The following is a 26,959-nucleotide window of genomic DNA, read 5'->3' as shown; positions in this document are numbered from 1 at the left end:
CAATTTATTAAAGTTTGGTAAATATATTTCAAAATACTTAGAAAAACACATCATCAATCAAAAAAATCGCTTGAAAAATTAAATTTTAGATAATATATTATAGTTAGGTGGAGGAGATGATGTGCCTATATGAGGGGACATCATCTTTTTTCGTCTTTTTTTATAGAAATTAACCGTATTTACTATAGATTCTGCCTGAGGTACTATTATGCAGTTTTCTTACCAATTTGATGTTGCCGGCATAATGGTAATATTCACCAGTTTAATATGCGCCTGGATTCGTCCAAAGCTTATGAAAAATTTCGGCTTTAGTTTAAAGCTGCTTATTTGTTGCGCAATTGCGTATAATATTCTCGATTCACTTACAGTAATTCTTCTGAAAATAGCCAATCCACGTTCTTATTACATCACTTATATAGCGCTGCTGGCATATTTTTGCGTATTGTATTTAATACCCTATAGTGCAACCAGATATTTTTATGAGCTGTGCGGAGAAGATGGCAAGCATAAAATTATGAATGCAGGTCTTGGCATAATGCTTGTTTTTGCGACTTTCGGGAATATTTTCTTTGATATGTTCTTTTCACTCGATAAAAACACTCTTGATTATGAACACGGATTTGGTGTTCCCATTACCTTTATTTATTATCTTATCTGCTCCATTATGGTGGGAATTTGCGCATTCAGGCACAAGAGATATCTGGGGAATATCAGAAGAAGACTTTTGTTTACAGTATTTCTTATTACTGTTTTCAATCTTTTATATCAGGCGTTTCTTCCGGAACAATCCCTTACAGGTCTTATCATAGCGCTTGCTGTTGCTATGACTATAGTGGTATTTTGCTTTATCGATGTTACCGTTGATGAGCTTACGGGACTTAACAATAAGGTGGGATTCGTTCGCTCCTGTGACGAGCTTATGCATAAGCAGGATATGAGTGGATACGCGATGGTAAAAATTCAGGTTTATCATATGCAGGAGCTAAATGAGAGAACCGGAATGGAAAATGGTGACCGAGTCCTGATGCTTCTTGCTGAAAGTATTCAAAAATGTGTAGATAGTGCCAGGCATAAAGCGGTATGTGGCAGAATTGGCGGAGATACTTTTGCTATACTGACTGAAGAGGAAATATCAATCCAAACGATAAAAAATATGGACTTGTCAGAGGCGATAAGCAATCCCCTTACAGGTATGGACTATGCTGTCTCTTTTTATGCCGGCATTTACAGATTGGAAGATGGGGATAAGGATATCGACAAGATGCTTGATCACGCAGGGTATGCACTTAAGTGGGTATCGGGCAATTTCAAGACCAATGTTGCGTTTTATGATGCTGATATAAGACTTGAGGATGAGCACAGAAAATCTGTAGAGCAGCGTGTAAGAGGAGCTATTCTTGATAAAGAGTTTAAGGTTTATCTGCAGCCTGTATGCGATACAATGTCACGACAGAGAGTTAGTGCCGAGGCACTTGTAAGATGGATTGATTCCAAGAATCAGATGATAAATCCCGGTGATTTTATTCCTATTCTTGAAAAGAACGGGTTTATAACTGAGCTTGATCTTTATGTTTTGGAAGAAGTATGCAGAATACTGAGAGAATGGATTAATCAGGGAATGGAAGTGGTTCCCGTATCTGTTAATTTTTCCAGAGTTGATGTCGACCATCATGGCATAGTTGAAGAGATTGTTCGTATTGTTGATAAATACAATATTGATCACAGCCTTATAAAGATAGAACTTACTGAGAGTGCGTTTAATGATAACATGGAAAATATTATCAAAATGCTGAATCAGCTGCGGAGTCATGGATTCATCATAATGATGGATGATTTTGGAAGCGGATACTCAAATCTGAATATGTTCAAGGATATGCCGGTTGATATTGTGAAAATCGATATGTATTTCCTGCGCAATATTGAGAACAGTGAAAAGGGTATGATAGTTCTTGAATCTGTTGTACAGATGGCAAAACGGCTGGGACTTAAGATTGTTGTTGAAGGAGTAGAAACTCAGGAACAATATGATTACATTAGAAAGCTTCACTGTGAGATGATACAGGGATTCTACTTTGCAAAACCAATGCCATCCGAAATCTTTTCGGATCAGGTTAACGCCGGGTGAATTTTTAAGCCTTACGCCCGCCGGAATATGTAACCTTAAAGCCTTCCCCTTGGGGGGAAGGTGGCGCGAAGCGCCGGATGAGGGGTGACGATTTTTATGATGACAGCATACTATCATCTTCCGGGTTTATTTGAGTTCTATGAATTATACAAGGCCTTCCTGCCTCTATATCGTGCCCATCGTGAATACTTTTATGACTGGTGCGAAATAGGGTCTGTTTATGGTGCTCCGGGAGATTGCATCTGGGGCGGAGGACGAGTGGGTTTTGGAGAGGAAGAGCCTCTGAATGTCGCAGATTTAATGGAAGAATATGGTATTTCTGCCAGACTGACCTTCAGTAATTCACTTTTGAGAAAAGAACATCTTGAAGATAAACGGTGTAATTATCTCTGCAGCCTGTTTGAGAAGAACGGAGAAACAGAGAATGGCATAATTCTGTATTCAGATTTGTTACTGGATTATATTAAAGCCAATTATCCCGGTTTCTATTTTGTGTCCTCTACGACTAAGGTTCTTACCGACTTTAAGGATTTCGAAGACGAATTAAACCGCGAGGACTTTCGGTATGTCGTACCGGATTTCAGATTAAATAAGGCTTTTGATAAACTGAATAATTTACCGCAGTTACTAAAGGATAAGGTTGAATTTCTCTGTAACGAATGTTGCAGGTATGATTGTTACGATAGGAAAAATTGTTATGAGAATGTCAGCCGAAAGAGTCTTGGAGAGGACTGTGAGGATCATGTATGTGTGTCACCTACCGCAGGAAGCGGATACAGATTCTCTGAGGCTATGAAAAATCCGGGATTTATCGGGATAGAAGACATTACAAAAGTATATGGGCCTAACGGTTTTACAAACTTTAAGATTGAAGGGCGCAGTCTTGGAAGTGCGATAATACTCGAGTTTTTGCTCTACTATATGACAAAGCCTGAATATCAGCTTAAGGTTAGAGAGGACATATATCTGGACAGTATGCTGGATTTGTTTTGATTATTATTTTCGGCGTGCGAAGTCTGCAAATAAAAATGACTAAATATTTAACACGATAAAGTGATAATATTTAGTCATTTTTTTTATATTAGCTTACTTTGACTTTCTTTACTTTACTCCATTTTGAGTAAGTTTTTATTCCATAATTACTTTGGCGATAACGGATGCGGACGTAATATTTCTTTCCGGATTTAAGTTTCTTGATTTTTACTGATTTCTTGGAACCCTTGCAGGTCTTTGTTTTAGCATCGGTAAATTTTTTATTGGTAGAATACTGAATCTCATATTTATCTGCTTCGTCTACTTTATCCCAGCTTACTGTAAGGGATTTTTTTCCTTTTTTAAGAGAGAAGGATTTTATCTTATCGAATGAGTCTAATGAATCGTCGGAGGCAGATTTTTTTGATGTAGTATTTGAAGCTCTGTTTGATTCAGATTCCTGGTTGTTTGCATCGACTTCATTATTGTTTACTTCGGGAGGGCTTTCTATATAGAAAGAGGTTGTTGTGGTCCCTGTAAAGTTCCCTTTTCCCGTAATAGTAACAGTGGCATAGCCTGCATTGACATTATTTGAATATTGGGTTGAATAATCAGTCCCTGAAACCAAAGTATTATCTTTGTATTTTAAAGTAACAGCAGGCGTAAGAGCAGAGCCTGTTGCTGTCTTATGAGGAAGAGCGCAGAAGCAGTCCTGAATATGTCACATGATTCCCTTCAACTTCCTTACTTTGATACATGGCTTTGTCTGCTATCTGATATAAGGAATCAAAGGAATCTTTGTAGTTGCACAGAACAGCGCCTACACTTATTTGTAGTTTCCAATCGCTAATCTTATCAAAAGAAACTTTATTTACATTTTCAAAAAGTCTGTTAATCAGCGTTCTGCAGGTAGTTTCATTTTCGACTCCCGGTGCGAAAACCACAAACTCATCGCCACCAAGTCTGAATATAACATCAACCTCTCTGAAGGTTTCTCTTAGGGCATTTGCAAGCGCAATAATTACCTCATCCCCCATGTCATGACCATAAGCATCATTTACATGTTTGAAATGATCGGCATCGAGCATGAGAAATAACCCTTTTTTTCCGCTTTCAAGATATTCGGAAACTTTGGTTTCACCTCCTGTGCGGTTTAGGAGCTTGGTCAAAGAATCGGTTTCAGACAACTTTTTAAACAGTTCCTGACGCTTTCGGTCTTCATCTATAGATTCAACTGCCCATAGCAGCTTTTGGATTGTTCCGTCGAAATCTCTTTTTACTACAATAAAATGCAGGCGATTCCATTTTCCGTTATTGTCAACATATTCATGGGTAATATGAGAAAGATCTCCGATTCTTTCCCTGATCTGGTCCATTCTCATGAACTGATACAATGCTTCCCGGGATGCTTCAGTAGCCAGATGTGCTGCCAAAGCTCTTTCTCTGTTGTATATAATCTCTTTTTCACCCTTGAAAACTTTCTCGTCTATATCGCTGTTTCTGAGAGGCGTGACTTTCTTTTCTTTCAGGTCAAACAGTGTCATGGAAGAGTACATATCTGCCAGTGCATGAATGGCACTTTCAAGCTCACGGGTTTTCTTGTGCTTTTGATAGTATGTAAAAAAGGCAAGAAATAAAAGCCCCAGGAGGGCTATAGATACATATAGTGAAACTGAGTTATAAAATACAGACTGGCTATTCATGGATATTTCTCCGAATTTATATAGGCTGTAAAGCTTAATTCAGTAATATACAAAGTTAAAATTTTCCCAAATAAATTATACTATGCACTATTTTCACCATTCAAATTAAAGCTTTATAAATAATATTACGGTATACACACTCTTGGAAGACAAGGTGAATTTTGTTATAATTTTGCTTCGTGATATAACTGCTAAGGCGGAAAATAAGTAATGTTCAATGAATTATTAAAAAAAGCTGAGAAAGCCTCTTATGGTGAAAAAAGTAAGCTTGCATGGAAAATATTCTGGATGGTAATCCTGATTGAAACTGCTACAGTAATCTGTTCAGGTGGAGTTTCAGTTATGCTGGCAACTCTTTTACAAAATGAAGAAGCCGGTATTTTTTCATTTTGTTTACTGGTGCCTGTGCTCTCGGCATTGGCTTTTTGGAAAACTGATAAAGTCACTGCCGAAAGCCATGCCAATGCCAGGATGCCGGAGCCTGAAGAAGAGACCCCGGATGTCTGGGGATATGGTAAAATGCCTCATTTCAGGGATATGTATAAGAGAAAGCAATTCGAAGACATCATTAGTGATATGAGCTTTCATCCATATAAAAATAAATGGGGAAAAGAAATTCCATATATTAAAATGAGTGATGATGATAAGTGGGTTCGTATTTTAGGAAGTATATATCCGGTTGATCTTATCGTTGGTTATAACAAAAAAGAGAATGAGTTATATGCGATTGATGGAACGGTAATAAAACTCCCTGTAAGAGGACGACTTCCCTTCTTAAGCGAGAGCATTGAAAAATTCTTTGAGGATAGGGGCGATTATTATACTGAGCTTCCGAAGAAATCAAATGCAAGATTTAAGGCTGCTCTCGGAAGACCTCTTGATGAACTGTCAAAGGCTGACTGGGGGAAGGTTCGATATCAATGGGAAAAATACAATGCAGGAGAAGCTGTTATTACCGGAGATGGCAGGGATATATTTGAGAGAGTTCTTACAGAGGCAGAAGTAAATAAATATGCCAGGGCTATAAGACAGGGTAAAGTAAAGCTTACAGACTACATGTGCTTTAAGGGCTATGAAAATGAATACAGTGTATGTAATGGAATAAGACTTCTTAAAGTGGTAGACAGCCATCTTAAACATAATGGATTAGACTTTTTGTTTGACTGCCTGAATGATGTGGATGAAGCATACTTTCAGATGGCTGTTGACGCATTAAAAACTTATCCGAAAGACAAGGTTAAGGCAAAGCTTGAGGAAAATGCAAAAAAAGCCTTTGAAAAAGGTAATGTCCAGGGACTCGGAGGTCTGCTGTATCTGGCAAAAATATTGGGGTACGAGATTCAGTATGTAAAGGATTTAAAGAAAGCACAGGTAGAAGCAGAAGAAAGCCTGAAGAATAGTCAGGTTCCCACATTTGAAGTTGATGAAGCTGCTATGTTTGGAAGTGGTGAGATTCAGGAATTTAGCCCTTATGCATATAAAAGAGCAGACTGACAGCTGCAAAGGAATAAACTAAGGCTTATAAAATGACCGGAGGTTTTGCATATTCGTTTATTGGTGTAGTACCTCTTACAAGGTCATAAATATTTGATGCGGATATGGTATCACAAAGAAGCATATATGCAGTTTTGTCAAGTGTCTTATATGCATCAGAGAGCGTGGAAATAACAGGAATGTGAGAGCATTCCTGTATTTTTTTCATAAGAGGAGAAGCGCTTTTGTTAAAGCCCAGAATTCGTGCATATGATGTGAAAGCACTGCGGTCTTCGGTGTATAGCTTTAATTTATCTGAGGTCATCCCAAGAACAATATGCAAAAGCGCACGACTTATTCTGGTATATGTCAGATCCTTGGATTTGAGCTTCATAATGTAATCTGAAAATGAAGAAAAACTATTAAGATTCCCCAGGATTTTATCGGATAAGTCAGGTGTGACATCAAGAAAATCGGAAAAGCCTGTATTTTTTCCAAGTAATAATTTATAGTGCAAAAGTTCTGAAAAACTATCTGCAGAAATGTAAGAGAGCTTTCCGTCATTATTTAAACTAAGAAGATAATCCTTAACAGCAATGGGAAGCTGAGAAAAAGCGTCTTCCTGCGACAGGTCTTTCCCTGAAATGCTCTTAATATCTCCAAGGTTTTCAAGAACAGTCCGTATAGCTTTAGCAGAAGCATAATGGCCGGGATCAGAAAACAGCTCAGTATCATCGTAACCTGCACCTACTCTTTTTACGGCATAAGGTGTAATAGTACTGTGCTGTAATATCAGTGCCTTTATATATTCGGTTCCGAGAATATCGTTAGGGCTTGAAAGCGGAGAGACATCAAATCCGTTGTCATTTGTATCACTGGTTTTGTCAATATATTTGGAGAGTGCATCAGATCTTGCTGCAGGATAACTCATCCCACTCTTCAGATTCCTTTTTATATGTTCTGAAAAGTCTTTTGGTTCGTCAGCAAGAACAGCGGAAACTTTTTTCATGGATTCTATATCTCCTGATTCGGAGCCGAATCCGAGAAAGTCAATGCACCCAAGATTATTTAATAAAGAAACTGCACCTCCTGCGAAAAATTCTGCGCTGGATGTGCTATAATAGATAGGCAATTCTAATACAAGGTCGGCTCCGCATAGCAGGGCCATTTTTGTTCTTGTATATTTATCGAGGATTGCAGGAGCTCCACGCTGAGTGTAATCACCGCTCATTACAATGACAGCATAATCGGACCCGGTCTCTTTTTTCAGAGTACGGATCAGGTATTCGTGTCCCTTATGGAAGGGGTTAAATTCAGCAATGATTCCTACGGTCTTCATAAAAAATATAATATCATGGAGGTTACATAATGAAAATACTGGTTATCAATTGCGGAAGTTCATCACTTAAATTTCAGCTTATTGATTCAGAGACAGAAAAAGTACTTGGAAAGGGCATTTGTGAGAGAATCGGCATCGACGGCAGAATAGTATTCACTCCCGGTGATGGCGATAAGATTACAAATGACACAGCTATTCCTGATCATAATCGTGCAATTGAGCTTGTTATCGAGGCACTTACCAATAAGGAAACAGGAGTTATCGGATCACTTGATGAGATCGGTGCAGTTGGACACAGAATTGTACATGGCGGAGAGAAGTTTACTAAGTCTGTAGTTATTGATGAGGATGTAATTAAGGCTATAGAAGAGGTTTCAGATCTTGCACCTCTTCACAACCCGGCCAACCTTATTGGTATCAGAGCTTGTCAGAAGGCTATGCCCGGAGTACCTATGGTTGCGGTATTTGATACAGCTTTCCATCAGACAATGCCTGAGGAGGCTTATCTCTACGGAATTCCCTATACTCTTTATGAGAAGTACAAGATCCGCAGATATGGTTTCCATGGAACAAGCCATTCTTATGTAAGTAAGAGAGCAGCAGAGATGCTTGGTAAGGATTACAGCGAGCTTAAGACTATTGTTTGCCACCTTGGTAACGGAGCGTCTGTATCAGCTGTTAAGAACGGTAAGTGTGTAGATACTTCTATGGGACTTACTCCCCTTGAAGGCCTTATCATGGGAACACGAAGCGGTGACATTGATCCTTCAGTAGTTGAATTTATTATGAAAAAAGAGGGTTGCGATGTAGCCGGAGCTGAGAATCTTCTTAATAAGAAGTCAGGTGTTTACGGTCTTTCAGGAGATGTGTCCTCTGATTTCAGAGATCTTGAGGATGGCTATAACAATGGAGATGAGGGTTGCATCCGTGCAATCAATACCTTCTGCTACAGAGTTTCCAAGTATATCGGTGCTTACGCTGCTGCCATGGATGGTGTTGACTGCATCTGCTTTACAGCAGGTGTCGGAGAGAACGGACCTCTTGTAAGAAGCATCATCTGCGAGAAACTTGGTTTCCTTGGCGTTAAGCTTGACAAGGAAGCTAATGAGGTTCATGGCAAGGATAAGGAAGTATCTACTCCCGATTCCAAGGTTAAGGTTCTTGTAGTTCCTACAAATGAGGAGCTTGCAATTGCCCGTGACACAAATGAGCTTTGCAAATAAGCTAAATATATGAATTGTAGAATACTCTCTTTGGAGTTTGTCATTTCCAGAGAGAGTATTTTTTATTATTGTATTTTACAATAATTATCATTTTCATTGTGCGCAGTTGGTTTCTTGGATATAATAGAAATGCAATGTTTTTGGGAGGAGTAGTAAGTAATGGTGAAGAAGGTTTTGAATATCAGGAAAAAGAAGTGGTTTAAGCCTGTTGTGATAGTGGCTGCTATAGCACTTATTGCAGGGCTTTTTCTTATGCCTCGGGGTGGGGATAACGGTATGTACATTGAGGATACTGCCCAGCTTAGAGATATTAAGACTTACCACAGCTTTACGGGAACCATAGCTCCCGTAGATGAGAGAAATGTGTATCCTGATGTGGCGGGTCCCAAGATAAAAGAGATTCTTGTGGAAGAAGGAGATTCGGTCAAGAAGGGAGATGTACTTTTCAGACTTGATCCCAGTACTATCGAAGAGTCTGTGGAAGAGCTTGAAGCGACAATGGCTTCAACCGAGGAGTCTGGTGCACTTAGCCTTAAGGAAGCTCAAAAGAGCTATAGTGATTATAAATATAATCTTGATAATGATCTCAATACAACCATACTCAGTGCAGAGCAGGCTATAGACAGCTCATATGCTCAGCTGGTATCAGCTCAGGAAAATTATAATAATGAGGTTGGGCTGAACAATCAGGGATTATCCGCAACTATGCTTAATGCGATTTCCGGCCTGGATAGTTCCTATAATAATGTAAGGAACAGTCAGCTTTCTTATGAACAGGCCGAAAGCTCCGTTTCCGATGCTGATAGTAAACTTGATGATGCAAAAAAAGATCTGGAAGATGCCAAGGATGATGTATCGGACGCGAAGGATAAATATAACGCTGATAAAAGTGCAGCAAATAAGAGTGCTTTGGAGACTGCGAGAGCAGCAAAAGATTCTGCCAAAAAAGCGGTGGAATCAGCTGAGGATGCTGTAAAAGCTGCCAATAATCAAATGGATCAGTCATCTCTTACACTTGAAAATGCATGGACCAGCTATAATGATACTCTTGCAAGCTATGAAGCCGCAAAAATAAACGAGCAAAACAGCCTGACCAATTTATTTGACCAGTTACTGCAGGCACAGCAGTCTTATCTGAATGCAATTGATAATTACAATGCCGCAGTTACAAGCTCACGTCAGCAGCTTGAAGCATATGCTCTTAAGATAGAACAGGCGAAGCTTCAGAGCGATAACAGTGTAAATGAGGTCAGACTGGAAAATTATCAGAGGCAGATAAATGATTGCGAAGTTAAGGCACCTGTTGATGGCGTTATAACAGATGTCCCCGTTAAAATCGGAGATGCTACAACATTATCTACCAAGCTTGCGCAGGTAACAAGCTTTGACAAGATGAAGGTTGATATAAAAATCAATGAGTATGACACTCTCGGTGTGACAGAAGGAAAAGAAGTTGAGATAGATGTTAATGCAACGAATAAGAAATATACCGGGGCATTAAAACATATAGCAAAAACAGCTACAATCGATAATGGTGTTTCTTATTTTGAAGCGGAAGTGGACTTCGACGCTGATGAGGATATAAAAAGTGGTATGAGCGTAGAAATCCGTCTTGCAATCAACGATTTGAAGCAGGTTCTCACTGTACCGAGTACAGCAGTTAATACCAATGATGACGGTTCTTCCTACGTTTTGGTAAAGGGCACCGGAAAGAATCCTGTTAAGCAGGAGGTCACTGTTGGTGAAACAGATGGAACTTATATACAGATTGTGGAGGGATTATCCGAAGGAGATGTAGTACTTGAGAATGCACTTGCACTTAATACGCCCTATGGACAGATGGGTGGCAGACGATGAGTGATAATGAGATTCTCAATATGAAAGGCATTGTGAAGGATTATGTTCTGGGAGACGAGGTTTCGAGAGTCCTGAAAGGAATCAATCTGTCGGTTAAAAGAGGAGAGTTTCTGGCGATTCTTGGACCATCGGGATCGGGTAAATCCACCCTTATGAATATAATCGGATGCCTGGATGTTCCAACAGAAGGTGAGTACAGACTTAGTGGCAAACTTATTGCTGATCAGGATGAAGCTTCTCTGGCACAGATCAGAAATAAGGAGGTTGGATTTATTTTTCAGCAGTTTCAGCTTCTTCAGAGACAGACAGCTTATGAAAATGTAGAGCTTCCTCTTATATATGCCAATATGCCTGAAAAAGAGCGACATGACAGGGTGATTGAAATGTTGGATAAGGTACAGCTTGCTCATAAAGTCAATCATTATCCCAATCAGCTCTCAGGTGGGCAGCAGCAGAGAGTGGCGATTGCACGAGCGATAGCAGCCAATCCTACAATTCTGCTGGCAGATGAGCCTACAGGTGCGCTTGATCAGAAGACAGGAGCACAGATTATAGATTTGTTTCACAGTCTGAATGATGAGGGCAGAACAATAATAATGATCACACATGACAGACACATAGCATCCCATGCATCCAGAATTGTGAGGATTCTTGATGGAGAGTTAAGTGAAGGAGATCTGTCAGATGCGTAATTTTTCATTGATAAAGCAGAGCTTTAAAATGTCTCTGCAGAATATAAAAGCAAATAAGATGAGATCGTTTCTGACGATGCTTGGAATAGTAATAGGTGTTGCATCCGTAATCGGACTTATAACCATAGTTCAGGGCGTTACCAATTCCGTCCTTGACCAGTTTTCAAGTCTTGGTGCGGGAACACTTACGGTTAATGCGAATGGCACGGCGCTAAAGCAGGGACTTACGGAAAATGATCTTGACAGGCTAAGGGCTGTTGATGGTGTGGATGGAATAGCTCCTACTGCATCACTGAATGGGGCTGCCAGTCTTAACAATGAAGTTTATGATAAGGTTTCTATCTCCGGTAATGATGTTGTCTATTTTGAGCATAATGATATCCTTGACAGAGGACGGATTTTCAATAATCAGGATATGAGCGGAGATGTTAAGGTGTGCATAGTAGACAAGGATTTCGTTGATACTGTTTTCAAAAATCCGGATGTACTTGGTAAGTCATTCAAACTTAACGGTTATGAGTACACGATAATAGGTGTAAGGAAGAGCGATGACAGTCTGCTTAATGCCATGGTGGACAATAGTGATTCTGATGGAACGGTTATTGTCCCCTACAAAAATGTTCTTCGTATGAGTGGAAAGCAGAATGTATCCAGTGTAGAGGTCTATATTAAAGACGGATATGAAAGTACTACAGTGGAGAATTCCCTCCGTGATGTACTGGATGGCATATATAATGATGCTGATAACAGTTATTCGATTTTCAATATGGAAAGCCTGATGACCACAATGAGTACCGTTACGGATATGATGACTGCCATGTTGGGAGGAATCGCATCAATAGCGCTTCTTGTAGGTGGTATCGGTATTATGAACATGATGTTGGTGTCCGTATCTGAGAGAACGAGGGAGATTGGACTTAGAAAAGCTCTTGGGGCTGAACCCGTCAGAATACAGATGCAGTTTTTGATTGAATCAATCGTTTTGTCAATGATTGGAGGAGTAATAGGTATTGCCCTTGGACTACTTATTGCATTTGTGGGTTCGGCACTGATGGATATCGCGTTTAAAATATCCTATGGCGCGATCGCGTTGGGAACAGGATTTTCTGCAATGGTCGGGATTATTTTTGGATGGATGCCTGCAAAAAGGGCGAGTCAGCTTAATCCTATAGATGCACTTAGAAGTGAATGATTTATATCGATTGAAAAAAGATAATGGAGGATACAAGGTATGAAAACAACAAAAATCTTAAAAAGACTTGGAATTACAGGCGTAGGAATGGCTATGGCATTGACAATTGCGGGCTCTGCATTTTCTATAAGTGCAGGTGCGGCAGATCTTAAAAAGTTCTATACCGGAGAAGAACTTATGGCACCTGCTATGGCAAAAAGAACTGATGCAAACGGTGTATACAGACAGCTTCGACTTGCACTTAAATATGAGCAGATAAATGAGGCAACAGTTAATCATTTTTACTTTGATAAGACAATGAATGTTCCTGCAGATGCAATGAAAATGCTTTATAATGACGGACTTATTTCTTCTTATACCTACAAGTGTGTGACAGGGGAGGCACTTACTGCTACCGATATTGCAGGCGTATTTGATCCTACATATTATTTTAATCATAATGCTGATCTTCAGGCTGCTGTTGGCAATGATGCAACTGCGCTGTTTACACATTTTGTGAAGTACGGAATGAAGGAAGGCCGCCAGGGAAATGCTGCATTTAACCCTTCAAGCTACAAAACAAAGAATGCAGATGTAGCTGCAGCTTATGGTGATGATCTTGCACAGTATTACAAACATTACCTTTTATTTGGACGTTATGAAGGAAGATAATCCAATAAGAACGGTTTCAAATACAGAATTAATAAAATCTTTGTTGACAATGAAGGCAAGTGTGCATATAATATTTTAAGTGTGTTAACAAATGCAATGAATGATCACTTTCGTGGTTATTGATATAACGCTGTAAGGAGGTGTTACCGAATGTCTATCTGCCCTAAGAATAAGTCTTCTAAGGGTCACAGAGACCAGAGAAGAGCAAACTGGAAAATGACTGCTCCCACACTGGTTAAGTGCAGCCACTGTGGCGCGCTTATGCAGCCTCACAAGGTATGCAAGAAATGTGGCTATTACAACAAGAAGAGCGTTGTAACTAACGAAGATTAATAACTAATTAGATCTTATCAGACCCGAGACTTTAGAAGTCTCGGGTTTGTTGCTTTTTATGGTGTTTTCTAGTAAACTCTTTTTTGGGTGTTTTAATGCAAACTAAAGTGATTATAATCTTTGGTTTGAGTAATAAATTACATAAACTTGGGGAGAAAAAATGGCAGAATTAGTTAGAGTTGCGGTTGACGCAATGGGAGGTGACAATGCCCCCGGAGAGATAATTAAGGGAGCGGTTGAAGCTTTAAAGGAATCCGACAGACTTAAGATTTTTCTTGTCGGTAAGCAACAGAGAGTAAAGGATGAACTTTCTAAATATACTTATGATGCTGACAGAGTAGAAGTTGTAAATGCTGAAGAAGTAATCGAGATGGCTGAGCCACCTGTAATGGCTATAAGAACCAAGAAGGATTCTTCTATAGTAAAGGCAATGTTCCTTGTAAAACATGGCGAATGTGATGCGTATGTTTCAGCAGGAAGTACCGGAGCTACTCTTGTCGGAGGACAGGTTATTATCGGAAGGATAAAAGGAGTTGAGAGATCACCTCTTGCACCGCTTATCCCGACACAGAATGGAGTTTCACTACTTATTGATTGCGGCGCAAACGTTGATGCGAGACCTTCTCATCTTGTTCAGTTTGCCAAGATGGGTTCCATATATATGGAGAATTTCTGCGGTGTTAAGAATCCCAGAGTAGGTATTGTTAACATTGGTGCCGAGGAGGAAAAAGGAAATGCTCTGGTTAAGGAGACTTTCCCTTTGCTGAAGAATTGTCCTGATATAAACTTTATAGGCTCGGTTGAGGCAAGAGATATCCCGCAGGGAGTTGCAGATGTAATTGTCTGTGAGGCATTTACAGGTAATGTGGTGCTTAAGATGTATGAGGGTGTTGCAACAACACTGCTTAAGGTTGTTAAGCAGGGACTTATGAGCAACCTTCGTGCGAAAATCGGTGGACTTCTTATAAAGCCCACGCTTAAAAAGGTTCTTAAGGCATATGACATGGATCAGTATGGCGGAGCGCCTATGCTCGGACTTGAAGGACTTGTTGTTAAGACTCATGGAAGTGCGAACTTTGTTGAAGTAAAAAATAGTATTTTACAGTGTGTAACCTTTAAAGAGCAGAATATTGCTGAGAAAATAAGAGAATCAATCACAGCGGATTCATAAATAAATAATATTTGCAGAAAAGTACTTGTAAAGATACTGTAAATCGTATTATAGTTTTAGAACACAGATTAAATATGTGAATTCGTTTAAAAGGAATGGAGAAGTTATGGAATTCGAAAAGCTTAAGGAAGTTATTGCCAATGTTCTTAATGTTGACGTGAACGAGATCACAATGGACTCAACTTTCACAGATGATCTTGGGGCTGATTCACTTGATGTATTTCAGATCATCATGGGAATCGAGGATGAGTTTGATGTAAAGATTGACGCAGAACTTGCTGAAAAGATTTCAACAGTAGGTGAGGCAGTAGAGCTTCTGAAAAAAGCCAGAAATGAAGGCTGATTTATAAATACTTTACGTAATGAAGGTGGTATGAGGCAGGAGTGTTTCTTCTGCATCATATCACTTTGTTGTTTATCTGACGATAAATTTTCTTTTTAGGAGAACGAACACTATGATAGGCGATAATGAACTTGAGGAATTACAGAATAGCATCGGATATCATTTTGAAAATAAGAATCTTTTGCTTCAGGCGCTTACACACAGCTCTTATGCCAATGAGCAGAAAATAAACAAGCGCGGTGATTATGAGAGACTGGAGTTTCTGGGTGATGCTGTTCTTGAGCTTGTATCAAGTGATTATTTATATATGAAATACCCTGATAAAAAAGAGGGTGAGATGACCAAGATGAGAGCATCAATGGTATGTGAGCCTGCTCTTGCTTATTGTGCTGCAGAGATTCATCTTGAGAAATATCTTATTCTGGGAAAAGGCGAAGAGGCTACAGGTGGTCGCTACAGGGAATCTATTATATCTGACGTAATGGAGGCTATCATTGGCGCTATTTACCTTGATAGCGGCATTGATGCGGCCAAAGCTCATATTGAGAAATTTATCCTGGATAACCCCGAGGAAAAACAGATCTTCTATGACAGCAAGTCCGTGCTTCAGGAGATGGTGCAGAGAGACAGCGCTCTTGAACTGCGCTATGAAATTTGTGGCGAAAAAGGTCCTGAGCATGATAAAATATTTGAAGCTGCGGTTTACGTAGGAGATAAAAAATTGGGAGAGGGGTCAGGAAGGACCAAAAAGTCAGCTGAACAGAAGGCTGCATATCAGGCAATCCTGGAATTGAAAAAAGAGTAACATGTATTTAAAAAGCATTGAAATTCATGGCTTTAAGTCATTTGCTAATAAGATAAAACTTGAATTCCACAATGGAATATCAGGAATTGTTGGACCTAACGGTTCAGGAAAAAGTAACGTCGGCGATGCTGTAAGATGGGTTCTCGGTGAACAGAGAATCAAGCAGCTTCGTGGCGGTACAATGCAGGATGTAATCTTTGCAGGAACGGAGCTCAGGAAACCCCTGGGCTACGCTTATGTCGCTATAACGCTTGACAATTCGGATCATGCGCTTCCTATCGAATATGATGAAGTAACTGTCTCCAGAAGATTATATCGCTCCGGAGAGAGTGAATATATGATTAATGGCAATACTTGCAGACTTAAGGATGTCAATGAGCTGTTTTTTGATACCGGTATCGGTAAAGAGGGATACTCTATCATCGGTCAGGGCCAGATTGAACAGATTCTTTCAAGTAAACCTGAGGACAGACGTAACCTTTTTGATGAAGCTGCCGGTATTGTTAAATTCAAATCCCGTAAGGAAGCTGCCATTAAAAAGCTGGATCAGGAGAAACAAAACCTGACTCGTGTTAACGATATTCTCTCAGAGCTTGAGAAACAGGTTGAACCCTTGGAGAAACAGTCCGAGGTTGCTAAGGTTTACTTAAAGCATAAGGAAGAACTGAAAACTCTTGACGTGAATATGTTCCTCCTTGATAACCAGGCTCAGAAGAAGAACCTGGAGGATTCAGAGGCAAACCTTCAGATAGCTTCCAAAAACCTTGACGAGGCCAAGGCAAAATACGAAGATACCAAGAACCAGTATGAGGAAATCCAGACAGAACTTGAAAGTCTCGATAAGGCAATTGAAGAAGCAAGAGCTAAGATTACAGATACTTCTGTAATGCGAGAGAAGCTGGAAGGTCAGATCGGTATCATGAATGAACAGATCCGTTCTGCAACAAGTGATGCTGAACATTTTTCAAAAAGAAAGACTGACGAGGAAGCTAAAATTGCCGAGAAGCAGAAGGAAAAGGATAAAGTCCTTGTTGTAAAGGGAGAAATAGATAAGGAACTTGAAACACTTTCTGCAGACAGACAGGAAGCAAGAAAAAAACTCGACGGAATTCTTGGTCAGATCAGTGATATAAATAACGAGATTGAAAACTGCAAGAGTAAGATTATTGAGACGCTGTCTGATCGTTCCACAATTAAGTCAAAGCTGAGTTCACTTGACACCAGACAGGAGCAGATAAACATCCGCAAGGCTGAGCTTACCGGTAAGCTTGTTAAGGCTCGTTCAGATGAGTCACAGCAGGAAGAGATTATCAAAAAACTCCAGGCGGAATTTGACCAGATTACAGATGAGATTCGTACTATGAATCAGAAACAGAAGGATTCACAGAATGAGCTCGATGGAATAAGGGATAAGCTTTCTCAGAAGGATACAAAGCTCCGTGACGTACAGAATCTTTACACACAGCAGAAATCCAAGCTTGAAGCACTCAGTAACCTGACAGAGCGCTATGAGGGTTATGGCGGAAGTGTAAAGAAGGTCATGGAAAAGAAGGATGACAATCCTGGTATCATCGGTGTTGTTGCTGATATTATCAAGACACAGCCTAAGTATGAGACTGCTATAGAAATAGCTCTTGGCGGTAATATTCAGAACATTGTAACAGACGATGAAGATACAGCTAAGGAGATGATCGCATACCTTAAGAAAACAAGGGCAGGACGTGCTACTTTCCTTCCTCTTACCAGTATTCGTGAGCCACAGGAGTTCAAGGCTCAGGAGGCACTTAATGAAAAGGGTGTCCTTGGTATGGCAGATGAACTCGTTGATACTGAGGAGAAGTACAGAAGTGTTGCTAAGGCAATGCTCGGACGAATTGTTGTTGTAGATACGGTTGATAATGCGGTTCAGATAGCGAGAAAGTACAAATATACCATAAGAATGGTTACTCTTGAGGGAGAACTTCTTGTTCCGGGAGGTGCCATAAGTGGTGGTACTTTCCGTAATAATTCCAATCTTCTTGGCAGACGTAGAGAGATGGAAGACTTGGAGAAGAGCATTAAGAAGTGTAAAGAAGATATTGCTCTTTTCCAGAAAGAAATCGATGATACAAAAAAGCGCAGAAATGAACTTCGTGTTGTTATCGAGGAACTCAGAACTACTCTTCAAAGCAAGTTCATTGAGCAGAATACCGCAAGAATAAATGTTGAGAATGAAAAGGAGAGACAGAACCAGCAGAAGGGCGATTACTCCGATCTCAAGGCTGAGAGCGAAGCAATCGAACAGCAGATGGAAAAAATAAGGAACGAGCGCGATGAGTATAAGAAAGCGCTCGAACTTTCCGAGAAGACTGAAAAGGATGAGTCTCAGAAGGTAACGGAATATCAGGCAAAGCTGGAAGGTCTTCATATTGAGGAGGAAAAAGAATCTGAGAATGTATCATCATGGGATATTGAATATGAGAAGATTCTTCAGAAGGAAACCTTCGAACAGCAGAACCTTGACCGAATTAACAGCGAGATAGAAACTGAGAAGGCAGCTCTAGATGAGATTTTGGAATCCATCAAAAAGAACGATGAGATTCTTGCTCAGAGAAAGAAGGACATCGAAGAAATTAAGCTTACAATCGAGAGTTCAAAGGACGTTCAGACAGATGTCAGCAAAGAACTTGACGAGAAGAGAGCAAGAAAGGAAGAACTTACAGCAGCACAGAAAAACTTCTTCAAACTCACAGAAGAATTAAACCAGACCATGAATGGTCTCGATAAAGAGGTAACGAGACTTGGCGCAAGATGTGAGCGTGCTAAGGAAGCCATCGAGACTCAGATCAATTACATGTGGGATGAGTATGAGATAACTCTTAGCGATGCTGCTACTATGCGTGATGAAAACATGACAGATGTATCTGCTATGAAGAAGCAGATTACAAGCTTGAAGGATGCAATCAGAAAGCTTGGCGATGTCAATGTTAATGCTATTGAGGACTACAGAGTGCTCATGGAGAGATATACCTTCATGAAGACTCAGCATGACGATCTTGTTGCGGCTGAACAGCAGCTTCGCGCGATTATTACCGAACTCGATGAATCCATGAGAAAACAGTTCATGGAACAGTTCACCAAGATACAGACAGAATTTGACAAGGTATTTAAGGAGATGTTTGGAGGCGGTAAGGGTACTCTTGAACTTGTTGAGGATGAGGATATCCTTGAGGCAGGTATCAGAATCAATGCACAGCCACCCGGAAAGAAGCTTGTTAATATGATGCAGCTCTCCGGTGGCGAGAAGGCACTTGCAGCAATTGCCCTGCTTTTCGCAATCCAGAATCTTAAGCCATCACCTTTCTGTCTGCTTGATGAGATTGAGGCTGCGCTGGATGAAAATAACGTAGTAAGATTTGCACAGTATCTGCACAAGCTTAAGTCTACGCAGTTTATTGTAATTACTCATAGGCGTGGTACAATGGAAAGTGCTGACAGGCTCTACGGTATTACCATGCAGGAAAAGGGCGTATCGACGCTTGTTAGCGTTAATTTGATTGATAAGGAGTTGACTGATTAATGGCAGGCGGATTTTTTCAAAAACTGCAGAATGGTCTTAGTAAAACTAAAGAGGGGGTTGTTAAGGGCATAAACAATGTCCTTAGTAACTTTTCTACTGTTGATGAGGATTTTTATGAAGAGCTTGAAGAGACTCTGATTATGGGTGACATAGGCGTTAATGCCACCAGCCGCATAATGGATAAGCTCAGAGAGCAGGTAAGGGATAATCACATTACGGATACATGGGCATGCAAGACTTTGCTTATTTCCAATATTCGTGAGCAGATGAAAACAGATGACAATACCTATGAATTTGAAAATCATAAGTCGGTTATATTTGTTATCGGTGTAAACGGTGTTGGAAAGACAACTTCGGTTGGTAAGCTGGCAGCTCATTTCAGAAGAAAAGGCAAGAAAGTGCTTGTTGCAGCAGCTGATACTTACAGAGCAGGTGCTACGGAACAGCTAAGACAGTGGACAGAGCGTGCTGAGGTTCCGATCGTTGCAGGCAGGGAAGGTGCTGATCCCGCAAGTGTAATTTATGATGCAGTTGCCGCTTTCAGATCCAGAGATTGTGATATCCTTATGATTGATACAGCCGGACGACTTCACAACAAGAAGAACCTGATGGAAGAGCTTGCCAAGATGAACAGAATTCTTGATAAGGAGCTGCCGGATATTCATCGTGAGAATTTCATTGTCCTTGATGGGACAACCGGTCAGAATGCTATTTCACAGGCGAGAGAATTCGGTGAGGTTGCAGATCTTACCGGTATAGTTCTCACAAAGCTTGATGGTACAGCCAAGGGGGGAATCGCTGTTGCGATAGTTTCTGAGCTGAATGTACCTGTTAAGTATATCGGAGTCGGTGAAGGACTCGAGGACCTTGAGAGATTTGAGTCGGATCAATTTGTTGATGCGTTATTTTCATAACATAATACCGGGAGGAGAAAACCATGTCTGAGAACAACAAGAGCCTTACACTTCCTGCATTTGAGGAAGCATATGAGGATGTAAAAAAGGTAACACTTGAAACAAAGCTTATTTTCAGTGACTACTGGAGTGGAACCACAGGTAACAAAGTATACCTTAAACCCGAGAATCTTCAGAGAACAGGTGCCTACAAGGTAAGAGGTGCTTATTACAAGATATCCACTATGTCTGAAGAGGAGAGAAAAAAGGGACTCATTACCGCTTCAGCAGGTAACCACGCACAGGGTGTTGCTTATGCAGCAAAGAGCTATGGAGTGAAGGCTACTATCGTAATGCCTACGTCCACACCTCTTATCAAAGTAAACAGAACAAAGGCTCTTGGAGCGGAAGTAATTCTTCATGGCGATGTTTATGATGAAGCATGCGAGCATGCGCTTAAGCTTGCCGAAGAGAAGGGATATACATTCGTTCATCCGTTTGATGACCTTGATGTTGCAACAGGTCAGGGAACCATTGCGATGGAGATTATCAAGGAGCTTCCCACGGTAGATATTATTCTGGTGCCAATTGGTGGTGGCGGACTTGCTACAGGTGTTGGCACTCTTGCCAAACTCCTTAATCCTAAGATTAAGGTTATTGGTGTAGAGCCTGCAGGAGCTAATTGCATGCAGGAGAGCATAAAGAATGGCAAGGTAACTACACTTCCTGTTGTTAATACAATAGCCGACGGTACAGCGGTTAAAACTCCTGGTGAGAAGATTTTCCCTTATATTCAGGAAAACATAGATGATATAATTGCGGTACCTGATGAGGACCTTGTTGTTTCATTCCTTGATATGGTTGAAAATCACAAGATGGTTGTTGAGAACTCAGGACTTTTGTCTGTTGCAGCTCTGAAACAGCTTAATGTTAAGGATAAACGCATTGTATGTGTACTTTCCGGCGGAAACATGGATATTATCACAATGTCTTCCGTTGTTCAGCAGGGACTCATAATGAGAAACCGTATATTTACAGTTTCAGTACTTCTTCCCGACAAGCCGGGACAGCTTGCTGCAGTTGCAGGAGTTGTTGCTAAGACAGGTGGTAATGTTATCAAACTTGAGCATAATCAGTTTGTATCAATTAATAGAAACGCAGCAGTGGAACTGCGAATTACTTTGGAGGCATTTGGTAGCGAGCACAAGGAAGAGATAATCAAAATCCTTGAGGAAAATGGATATAAGCCAAAGCTTGTTCGTACAAATATTTAATATATGACTTACGTTGAAAAAATATCAAAAAAGGGAACAGACTATTTACTTATTACATTTGGAGCTTTTCTTTATGCAATAGGAACGAGTATGTTCAATGATCCTAACAATATAGCGCCGGGTGGAATGACCGGTGCTGCTATTGTTTTAAACAGGATTCTCCCTATAGGAACAGGTATATGGTTTATGCTAATGAACATTCCCATACTGTTCCTGGCGATTTATAAATTTGGTATAAGGTTTACTATTTCAACTGTCTATGCTACGGTTGCGAATTCAATTTTTACAGATATTCTCGCAAAATATGCGACAGGATTTATTGTTAAGGATGTTATCCTGGGTGTTATCTTCGGAAGTATATTTGTTGCGATTGGTATAGGAATTACTTTCAAATGTCATGCGACGACCGGCGGAACAGATGTTATAATTAAGATACTGAGAATAAAATATCCTCATATCAAGACCGGTGTGCTGTTTCTTATTATAGATATTTTTGTTATAGCGTTTGCCGGGATTGTCCTGAAGGATATTAAGGTAGTACTGTATTCCTTCCTTGGTGTGATGATAACATCCTATGTAATAGATTTTGTTCTTTACGGTAGAGATGAGGCTAAGCTGATCTATATTATTTCCGATAATACGGATCAGATAACCGGAAGACTTCTTGAAGAACTCGATGTAGGTGTTACACATGTCTTTGGACAGGGTGCATATAGTGGCGAAGAGAAGAAGGTTATTCTCTGCGCTATTAAAAAGAGGCTTTCTCCTCTGGCAGAGGATATAGTTCGCGAGGAGGATCCGGATGCATTTATGATAGTAACAAGTGCTTCAGAGATTTTTGGTGAAGGCTATAAGAGCTATTTTGATGAGCGAATATAAGACTTATGAAAAATACTGATAATCAAAAAAAATACAGCAAGATGGTAAGAAATACCAAAATTCTCATTTCGGTAATCTTTCTCAGTCTGGTGAGCATATTATCACTGTCTACTTGTATTGCGCTTCTTTTGAGTAATGCAGCAACCAAGAGGCAGGCAGAGGCATCCCAAAGTGAGCTCGATGCTCTTGAGAGCGAGGGGTATTATACCAAGGCGCAGGCGCAGCAGCTTATGGATCAGGCTGTTTCAGAAGCTATGAAGCAGGCTGGAGATGAACTGCGTTCGAAATTCAGGGAAAAGCTTGATGAGGGTGACAAGCTTGGAGCAATCAGAAGTATATTTCCTGATGATATAGTTACGGAGTTCGCAGGGCAGTATTACTTTACTCCGATAGATAAGAATTTGGATAAGAATCCCATTGCAGATGAAGATATGACCATAGATGGCGATGGCTATTTATCCTATATCGGTGCTGATGAGAACATAGAAGTCACACATGGAATCGATGTTTCAAGAACTCAGGGTGATATTGACTTTGCCAAAGTAAAAGAAGACGGTATCGATTTCGTAATGATAAGGGCAGGCCTTAGAGGTACAGCTAAAGGACAACTGCTTGAGGATGATTATTTTAAGACAAATTTGAAAAAGGCTATGAAAGCAGAGCTTGGGATCGGAGTGTATTTTTATTCTCAGGCTATTAACACAGCTGAGGCAGAGGAAGAAGCTGATTATGTAATAGAGCTGTTAAGCGGAGCTGAAATCACTTATCCTGTGGCAATAGATTTAGAGCAGATAAGTACTTCGGATGCAAGGACAGCTAAGCTGTCAGGTACGCTTTATTCAGAGATAGCAGATACTTTCTGCAGGAAAATAAGCGAAGCCGGGTATACTCCCATGCTTCAGGGAAATATCAGAACTTTTATGGAACTGTTGGATAAGGAAGAACTTCAGAATTATCCGATATGGGTTGTTTACTACGATTTTCCCCAGTACTATCCATATAAATATCAGATGTGGCAGTATTCAAAGAATGGAATTGTTGACGGAATTGATGGAGATGTCAATCTGGATATCTGTATAAACATTAAGTAAAGTAAAAATACTTGACACAAAAATAATTATGCGATATTATATGCTTCGTGCGTATAGTATCGCATTTCTTATTTATGCGACTCTTTGTAAAAAAGTGATTCGGAGCAGATATGGAGAAGATAGTTGAGCAGGGGCTCTTATATGATTTTTATGGTGAGCTTCTGACGGATCATCAGAAGAAAGTATATGAGGATGCGGTCTACAATGATCTGTCACTTGTTGAGATTGCTGAGGAATATGATATCAGCAAGCAAGGTGTACATGATCTTTTGAAGAGATGCACCAATTCTCTTGAAGGATATGAGAAGAGACTTCATATGATCGAGAGAACAGACAGAATCAGAAGACAGCTTAATAAATTAAGAGATGCTGCATCTGATAAGGATATTAAAGTGGATGAGCTTAAAGCGAGAATCCTTGAAACTATAGATTCAATTACAGAGGAGTTGTCCTAATAGATGGCATTTGAGAGTTTATCTGATAAACTGCAGAACGTATTCAAGAATCTGCGCGGTAAGGGGCGTCTTTCCGAGGAAGATGTCAAGACAGCCATGAAGGAAGTCAAGATGGCGCTTCTTGAAGCTGATGTTAACTTCCGCGTTGTTAAGTATTTTGTTAACAAGGTTCAGGAGAGAGCGGTAGGTGAAGACGTTTTAAATGGCCTTAATCCCGCTCAGATGGTTGTTAAGATAGTTGATGAGGAGCTCACAGAGCTCATGGGATCTGATATTACTGAGATTCAGTTCCAGCCCGGTAAGAGTATCACTGTTATCATGATGTGTGGTCTTCAGGGTACAGGTAAGACAACCACCGCTGCTAAGATAGCAGGTAAGGTTAAGCTTAAGGGTAAAAAACCCCTGCTTGTTGCCTGCGATATATACAGACCGGCTGCGATAGATCAGCTTAAGATAAACGCTGAGAAGCAGGAGGTTGATTTCTTCTCAATGGGAACGGATGTTAATCCCGTAGAGATTGCCAAGGCTGCAATTGCCCATGCTGAGAAGAATAATGAGAATGTGGTAATTCTCGATACTGCAGGTCGTCTGCAGATCGATGAAGATATGATGCAGGAGCTTATCAACATCAAGAATGCTGTTACTGTACATCAGTCACTCCTTGTTGTTGATGCTATGACCGGACAGGCTGCAGTTGATGTGGCAGTTCAGTTCAATGACCGTATCGGTATCGATGGTATAGTCCTTAGTAAGATGGACGGTGATACACGAGGTGGTGCTGCACTTTCAGCAAGACAGGTTACAGGTAAGCCTATTCTTTACGTAGGTATGGGAGAGAAGCTCTCGGATCTGGAACAGTTTTATCCGGATCGTATGGCGAGCAGAATCCTCGGAATGGGTGATGTCCTTAGTCTGATAGATAAGGCTGTGGAAGCAAATCGTGAGCGCGATGAAGAAAAAGAGCGCGAGATGGCTTCCAAGATGAAAAAAGGTAAGATCGATTTCGAGATGTACCTTGAATCCATGAAGCAGATGCGTAACATGGGCGGCCTTGGAGCAATAATGGGAATGCTTCCCGGAATGGGCAAGATAAGTGATGATCAGCTTCCTGATGAGAAGCAGCTTGCAAGGATTGAGGCAATCGTCCTTTCCATGACACCGGAGGAACGAAAGAATCCCAAGCTTATGAGTCCACAGAGAAAATACAGAATTGCTAAGGGCTCAGGTAATGACATAGCGGATGTAAACCGCTTCATTAAACAGTTTGAGCAGATGCAGAAGATGATGAAGCAGATGCCCGGACTTATGGGCAAGAAGGGCAGAAGAGGTCTTGGTGCTCTCGGCGGTCTTGGAAAAGGCGGCTTTGGTAAATTCTTTTAATGATATGCAGATCCGGATTTGACCGGATTACATATATATGATGATTGCGGAGTAATTCGTTTATCATAGCAATAACTTATTTATATTTTTTATTTAAATGGAGGATTTTAAAATGGCAGTAAAAATTAGACTTAAGAGAATCGGAAAGAAGAAGGTTCCTTTTTATCGTATCGTTGTATCTGATTCCAAGTTCCCTGTAAACGGAAAGTTCATCGAGGAGATCGGAACATACGATCCTAACACAGATCCCAGCACATGCAAGGTTAACGAGGAGCTCGCAAAGAAGTGGCTTGCTAACGGAGCTCAGCCTACAAACGTTGTAAGCAAGATCTTCAAGCAGGCAGGTATTAAGTAATTAGCTTAACTAGGGGAAAATTCATGAAAGAATTGGTTGAAGTAATTGCAAAGGCTCTGGTCGATAATCCGGATGAAGTTGTGGTTAACGAGAAAAATGATGGACGCAACATAATTGTAGAGCTGCATGTAGCACCTTCCGATATGGGTAAAGTTATTGGAAGACAGGGAAGAATTGCTAAGGCTATTCGTTCTGTTGTTAAGGCAGCATCTTCCAGAGAAAATCTTAGAGTTGATGTTGAAATTGTCGACTGATATTACTATGCCCGGAGCTACTATTTGGCTCCGGGTAATTTATTATACAATAATCCCTGCCTTCCCCTAGGGGGCGCACGACGTCCGGGGGACGTCGGCTTTGCGCGGACCGAAGCGGAGCGTAGACAGGTGGCACGAAGTGCCGGATGAGGGGATACAATGAATTTCTATATAATGACACTCTTCCCTGAAATGGTAATGGAGGCATTAAATACCAGCATATTAAAGCGTGCCATTGATAAGGGAACAATATTTGCAAAGGCTGTAAACATCCGGGATTATGCTAATAATAAGCATAATAAGGTTGATGATTATACATATGGAGGCGGCGCAGGTATGCTTATGCAGGCGCAGCCTATTTATGATTGCTATAAGGCAATCCTTGAAGAAATAAGAGAAAAGAATCCGGACGCAAGCCCGAGAGTAATATACGTTACACCTCAGGGTAAGGTTTTTTCACAGGGGATGGCGAGAGAACTGTCACTCAGTGAAGATTTGATTTTTCTGTGCGGACATTACGAAGGAATTGACGAGAGGGTTCTTGAAGAAATAGTAACGGACTACATCTCAATCGGTGACTATGTCTTAACAGGTGGTGAGCTTCCTGCGATGGTAATGATAGATGCTGTTTCACGACTTGTTCCCGGTGTTTTAAATAATGAGGAATCTGCTGAAACGGAATCCTTTGATGATGGGCTTCTTGAATACCCACAGTATTCAAGACCTGAAGTATGGATGGACAAAAAGGTTCCCCCTGTACTTTTATCGGGAAATCATGCTAATGTTGATGTATGGCGTTTTCAGAAGTCTCTTGAGAGAACAAAAGAGCGCCGCCCTGAACTCTACGACAAATATGTCGAGGAGCACCCGGAGCAGTTCACCGCAAAGGCACTAAAAAAGCGAAATAAGATTCTGGACAAAATTGACGAGGGAAAATAAA

Annotated in this window: 25 protein-coding genes; 22 read left to right on the top strand and 3 right to left on the bottom strand. The window is 40.5% G+C overall.

Features of this window, described 5'->3' with window-relative positions; translation table 11 throughout:
- Positions 1-208: 208 nt before the first annotated feature.
- Together G602_RS29350 and G602_RS0119310 are read left to right on the top strand one after the other, a co-directional pair.
- On the top strand, positions 209-2,125 hold the full coding sequence (locus tag G602_RS29350; RefSeq protein ID WP_026660457.1) for a putative bifunctional diguanylate cyclase/phosphodiesterase: 1,917 nt from the start codon (positions 209-211) through the stop codon (positions 2,123-2,125).
- Positions 2,126-2,224: 99 nt separating this feature from the next.
- Positions 2,225-3,118, top strand: a complete 894-nt coding sequence (locus tag G602_RS0119310) for a hypothetical protein (RefSeq protein WP_026660456.1) — start codon at positions 2,225-2,227, stop codon at positions 3,116-3,118.
- 88 nt (positions 3,119-3,206) lie between these two features.
- Here the strand turns inward: G602_RS0119310 and G602_RS0119305 are convergent, their stop codons facing one another.
- The gene (locus tag G602_RS0119305; RefSeq protein WP_026660455.1) at positions 3,207-3,725 is read right to left on the bottom strand and encodes a fibronectin type III domain-containing protein; all 519 of its coding nucleotides are present in this window, start codon (positions 3,723-3,725) and stop codon (positions 3,207-3,209) included.
- Positions 3,726-3,783: 58 nt separating this feature from the next.
- Positions 3,784-4,800 carry a GGDEF domain-containing protein gene (locus tag G602_RS27560; protein WP_049945345.1) on the bottom strand — a complete coding sequence of 339 codons (1,017 nt, stop codon included), beginning with the start codon at positions 4,798-4,800 and terminating at the stop codon, positions 3,784-3,786.
- Positions 4,801-5,010: 210 nt separating this feature from the next.
- Here G602_RS27560 and G602_RS0119295 point away from each other — a divergent pair, with 210 nt between their 5' ends.
- Positions 5,011-6,294, top strand: coding sequence for a hypothetical protein (locus G602_RS0119295; protein ID WP_026660454.1), 1,284 nt, complete (start codon positions 5,011-5,013; stop codon positions 6,292-6,294).
- Between the two features lie 25 nt (positions 6,295-6,319).
- Here G602_RS0119295 and G602_RS0119290 read toward each other — a convergent pair whose 3' ends face one another.
- Positions 6,320-7,612 carry a tRNA(Met) cytidine acetate ligase gene (locus G602_RS0119290; RefSeq protein WP_026660453.1) on the bottom strand — a complete coding sequence of 431 codons (1,293 nt, stop codon included), beginning with the start codon at positions 7,610-7,612 and terminating at the stop codon, positions 6,320-6,322.
- A gap of 29 nt (positions 7,613-7,641) precedes the next feature.
- Between G602_RS0119290 and G602_RS0119285 the strand changes: the two genes are divergently transcribed.
- The 19 genes from G602_RS0119285 (at position 7,642) to trmD (ending at position 26,958) form a co-directional block, all read left to right on the top strand.
- The gene (locus G602_RS0119285) at positions 7,642-8,835 is read left to right on the top strand and encodes an acetate/propionate family kinase (protein ID WP_026660451.1); all 1,194 of its coding nucleotides are present in this window, start codon (positions 7,642-7,644) and stop codon (positions 8,833-8,835) included.
- 159 nt (positions 8,836-8,994) lie between these two features.
- Positions 8,995-10,692, top strand: a complete 1,698-nt coding sequence (locus G602_RS29345; protein WP_049945344.1) for an efflux RND transporter periplasmic adaptor subunit — start codon at positions 8,995-8,997, stop codon at positions 10,690-10,692.
- Complete coding sequence (locus G602_RS0119275; RefSeq protein ID WP_026660450.1) at positions 10,689-11,384, top strand: ABC transporter ATP-binding protein; 696 nt, start codon at positions 10,689-10,691, stop codon at positions 11,382-11,384. Before G602_RS29345 ends, G602_RS0119275 begins: the two co-directional genes overlap by 4 nt.
- Positions 11,377-12,576, top strand: a complete 1,200-nt coding sequence (locus G602_RS0119270; RefSeq protein WP_049945343.1) for an ABC transporter permease — start codon at positions 11,377-11,379, stop codon at positions 12,574-12,576. The genes G602_RS0119275 and G602_RS0119270 overlap by 8 nt, the downstream gene beginning before the upstream one ends.
- 39 nt (positions 12,577-12,615) lie before the next feature.
- Positions 12,616-13,227 carry a hypothetical protein gene (locus G602_RS29340; RefSeq protein WP_049945342.1) on the top strand — a complete coding sequence of 204 codons (612 nt, stop codon included), beginning with the start codon at positions 12,616-12,618 and terminating at the stop codon, positions 13,225-13,227.
- Between the two features lie 150 nt (positions 13,228-13,377).
- Entirely contained in the window at positions 13,378-13,560 is a 183-nt protein-coding gene (rpmF, locus tag G602_RS0119260) for a 50S ribosomal protein L32 (RefSeq protein ID WP_026660448.1), read from the top strand.
- A gap of 160 nt (positions 13,561-13,720) precedes the next feature.
- Positions 13,721-14,731, top strand: a complete 1,011-nt coding sequence (gene plsX, locus G602_RS0119255; RefSeq protein WP_026660447.1) for a phosphate acyltransferase PlsX — start codon at positions 13,721-13,723, stop codon at positions 14,729-14,731.
- A 106-nt stretch (positions 14,732-14,837) separates the two neighbouring features.
- On the top strand, positions 14,838-15,074 hold the full coding sequence (gene acpP / locus G602_RS0119250) for an acyl carrier protein (RefSeq protein ID WP_026490933.1): 237 nt from the start codon (positions 14,838-14,840) through the stop codon (positions 15,072-15,074).
- Positions 15,075-15,186: 112 nt separating this feature from the next.
- Complete coding sequence (gene rnc / locus G602_RS0119245; RefSeq protein ID WP_026660446.1) at positions 15,187-15,879, top strand: ribonuclease III; 693 nt, start codon at positions 15,187-15,189, stop codon at positions 15,877-15,879.
- 1 nt (position 15,880) lies between these two features.
- On the top strand, positions 15,881-19,438 hold the full coding sequence (gene smc / locus G602_RS0119240) for a chromosome segregation protein SMC (RefSeq protein ID WP_026660445.1): 3,558 nt from the start codon (positions 15,881-15,883) through the stop codon (positions 19,436-19,438).
- On the top strand, positions 19,438-20,352 hold the full coding sequence (gene ftsY, locus G602_RS0119235) for a signal recognition particle-docking protein FtsY (protein ID WP_026660444.1): 915 nt from the start codon (positions 19,438-19,440) through the stop codon (positions 20,350-20,352). The genes smc and ftsY overlap by 1 nt, the downstream gene beginning before the upstream one ends.
- Positions 20,353-20,375: 23 nt before the next feature.
- Positions 20,376-21,605 (top strand): threonine ammonia-lyase, encoded by a 1,230-nt coding sequence (gene ilvA, locus G602_RS0119230; RefSeq protein WP_026660442.1) that lies wholly within the window; start codon positions 20,376-20,378, stop codon positions 21,603-21,605.
- A gap of 3 nt (positions 21,606-21,608) precedes the next feature.
- Entirely contained in the window at positions 21,609-22,484 is an 876-nt protein-coding gene (locus G602_RS0119225; protein WP_026660441.1) for a YitT family protein, read from the top strand.
- A 5-nt stretch (positions 22,485-22,489) separates the two neighbouring features.
- A complete protein-coding gene (locus G602_RS29335; protein WP_049945341.1) occupies positions 22,490-23,575 on the top strand; it encodes a glycoside hydrolase family 25 protein in 1,086 nt (361 codons plus the stop codon).
- Positions 23,576-23,685: 110 nt separating this feature from the next.
- Positions 23,686-24,030 carry a YlxM family DNA-binding protein gene (gene ylxM, locus G602_RS0119215; RefSeq protein WP_026660440.1) on the top strand — a complete coding sequence of 115 codons (345 nt, stop codon included), beginning with the start codon at positions 23,686-23,688 and terminating at the stop codon, positions 24,028-24,030.
- A 3-nt stretch (positions 24,031-24,033) separates the two neighbouring features.
- Positions 24,034-25,410 (top strand): signal recognition particle protein, encoded by a 1,377-nt coding sequence (gene ffh / locus G602_RS0119210; protein WP_026660439.1) that lies wholly within the window; start codon positions 24,034-24,036, stop codon positions 25,408-25,410.
- A gap of 112 nt (positions 25,411-25,522) precedes the next feature.
- Positions 25,523-25,765 carry a 30S ribosomal protein S16 gene (rpsP, locus tag G602_RS0119205; RefSeq protein ID WP_022760214.1) on the top strand — a complete coding sequence of 81 codons (243 nt, stop codon included), beginning with the start codon at positions 25,523-25,525 and terminating at the stop codon, positions 25,763-25,765.
- 23 nt (positions 25,766-25,788) lie between these two features.
- Positions 25,789-26,019: a KH domain-containing protein gene (locus G602_RS0119200; RefSeq protein WP_026660438.1), complete on the top strand. Its 231-nt coding sequence runs from the start codon at positions 25,789-25,791 to the stop codon at positions 26,017-26,019.
- A 159-nt stretch (positions 26,020-26,178) separates the two neighbouring features.
- On the top strand, positions 26,179-26,958 hold the full coding sequence (gene trmD / locus G602_RS0119195; RefSeq protein WP_026660437.1) for a tRNA (guanosine(37)-N1)-methyltransferase TrmD: 780 nt from the start codon (positions 26,179-26,181) through the stop codon (positions 26,956-26,958).
- Position 26,959: the final 1 nt, after the last annotated feature.

Origin of the sequence: Butyrivibrio sp. AC2005 (assembly GCF_000424145.1) — a bacterium.
GTDB lineage: Bacteria > Bacillota > Clostridia > Lachnospirales > Lachnospiraceae > Butyrivibrio.
Note: the sequence above shows the minus strand (reverse complement) of the source record. Positions and strands in the feature narration are given on the sequence as shown.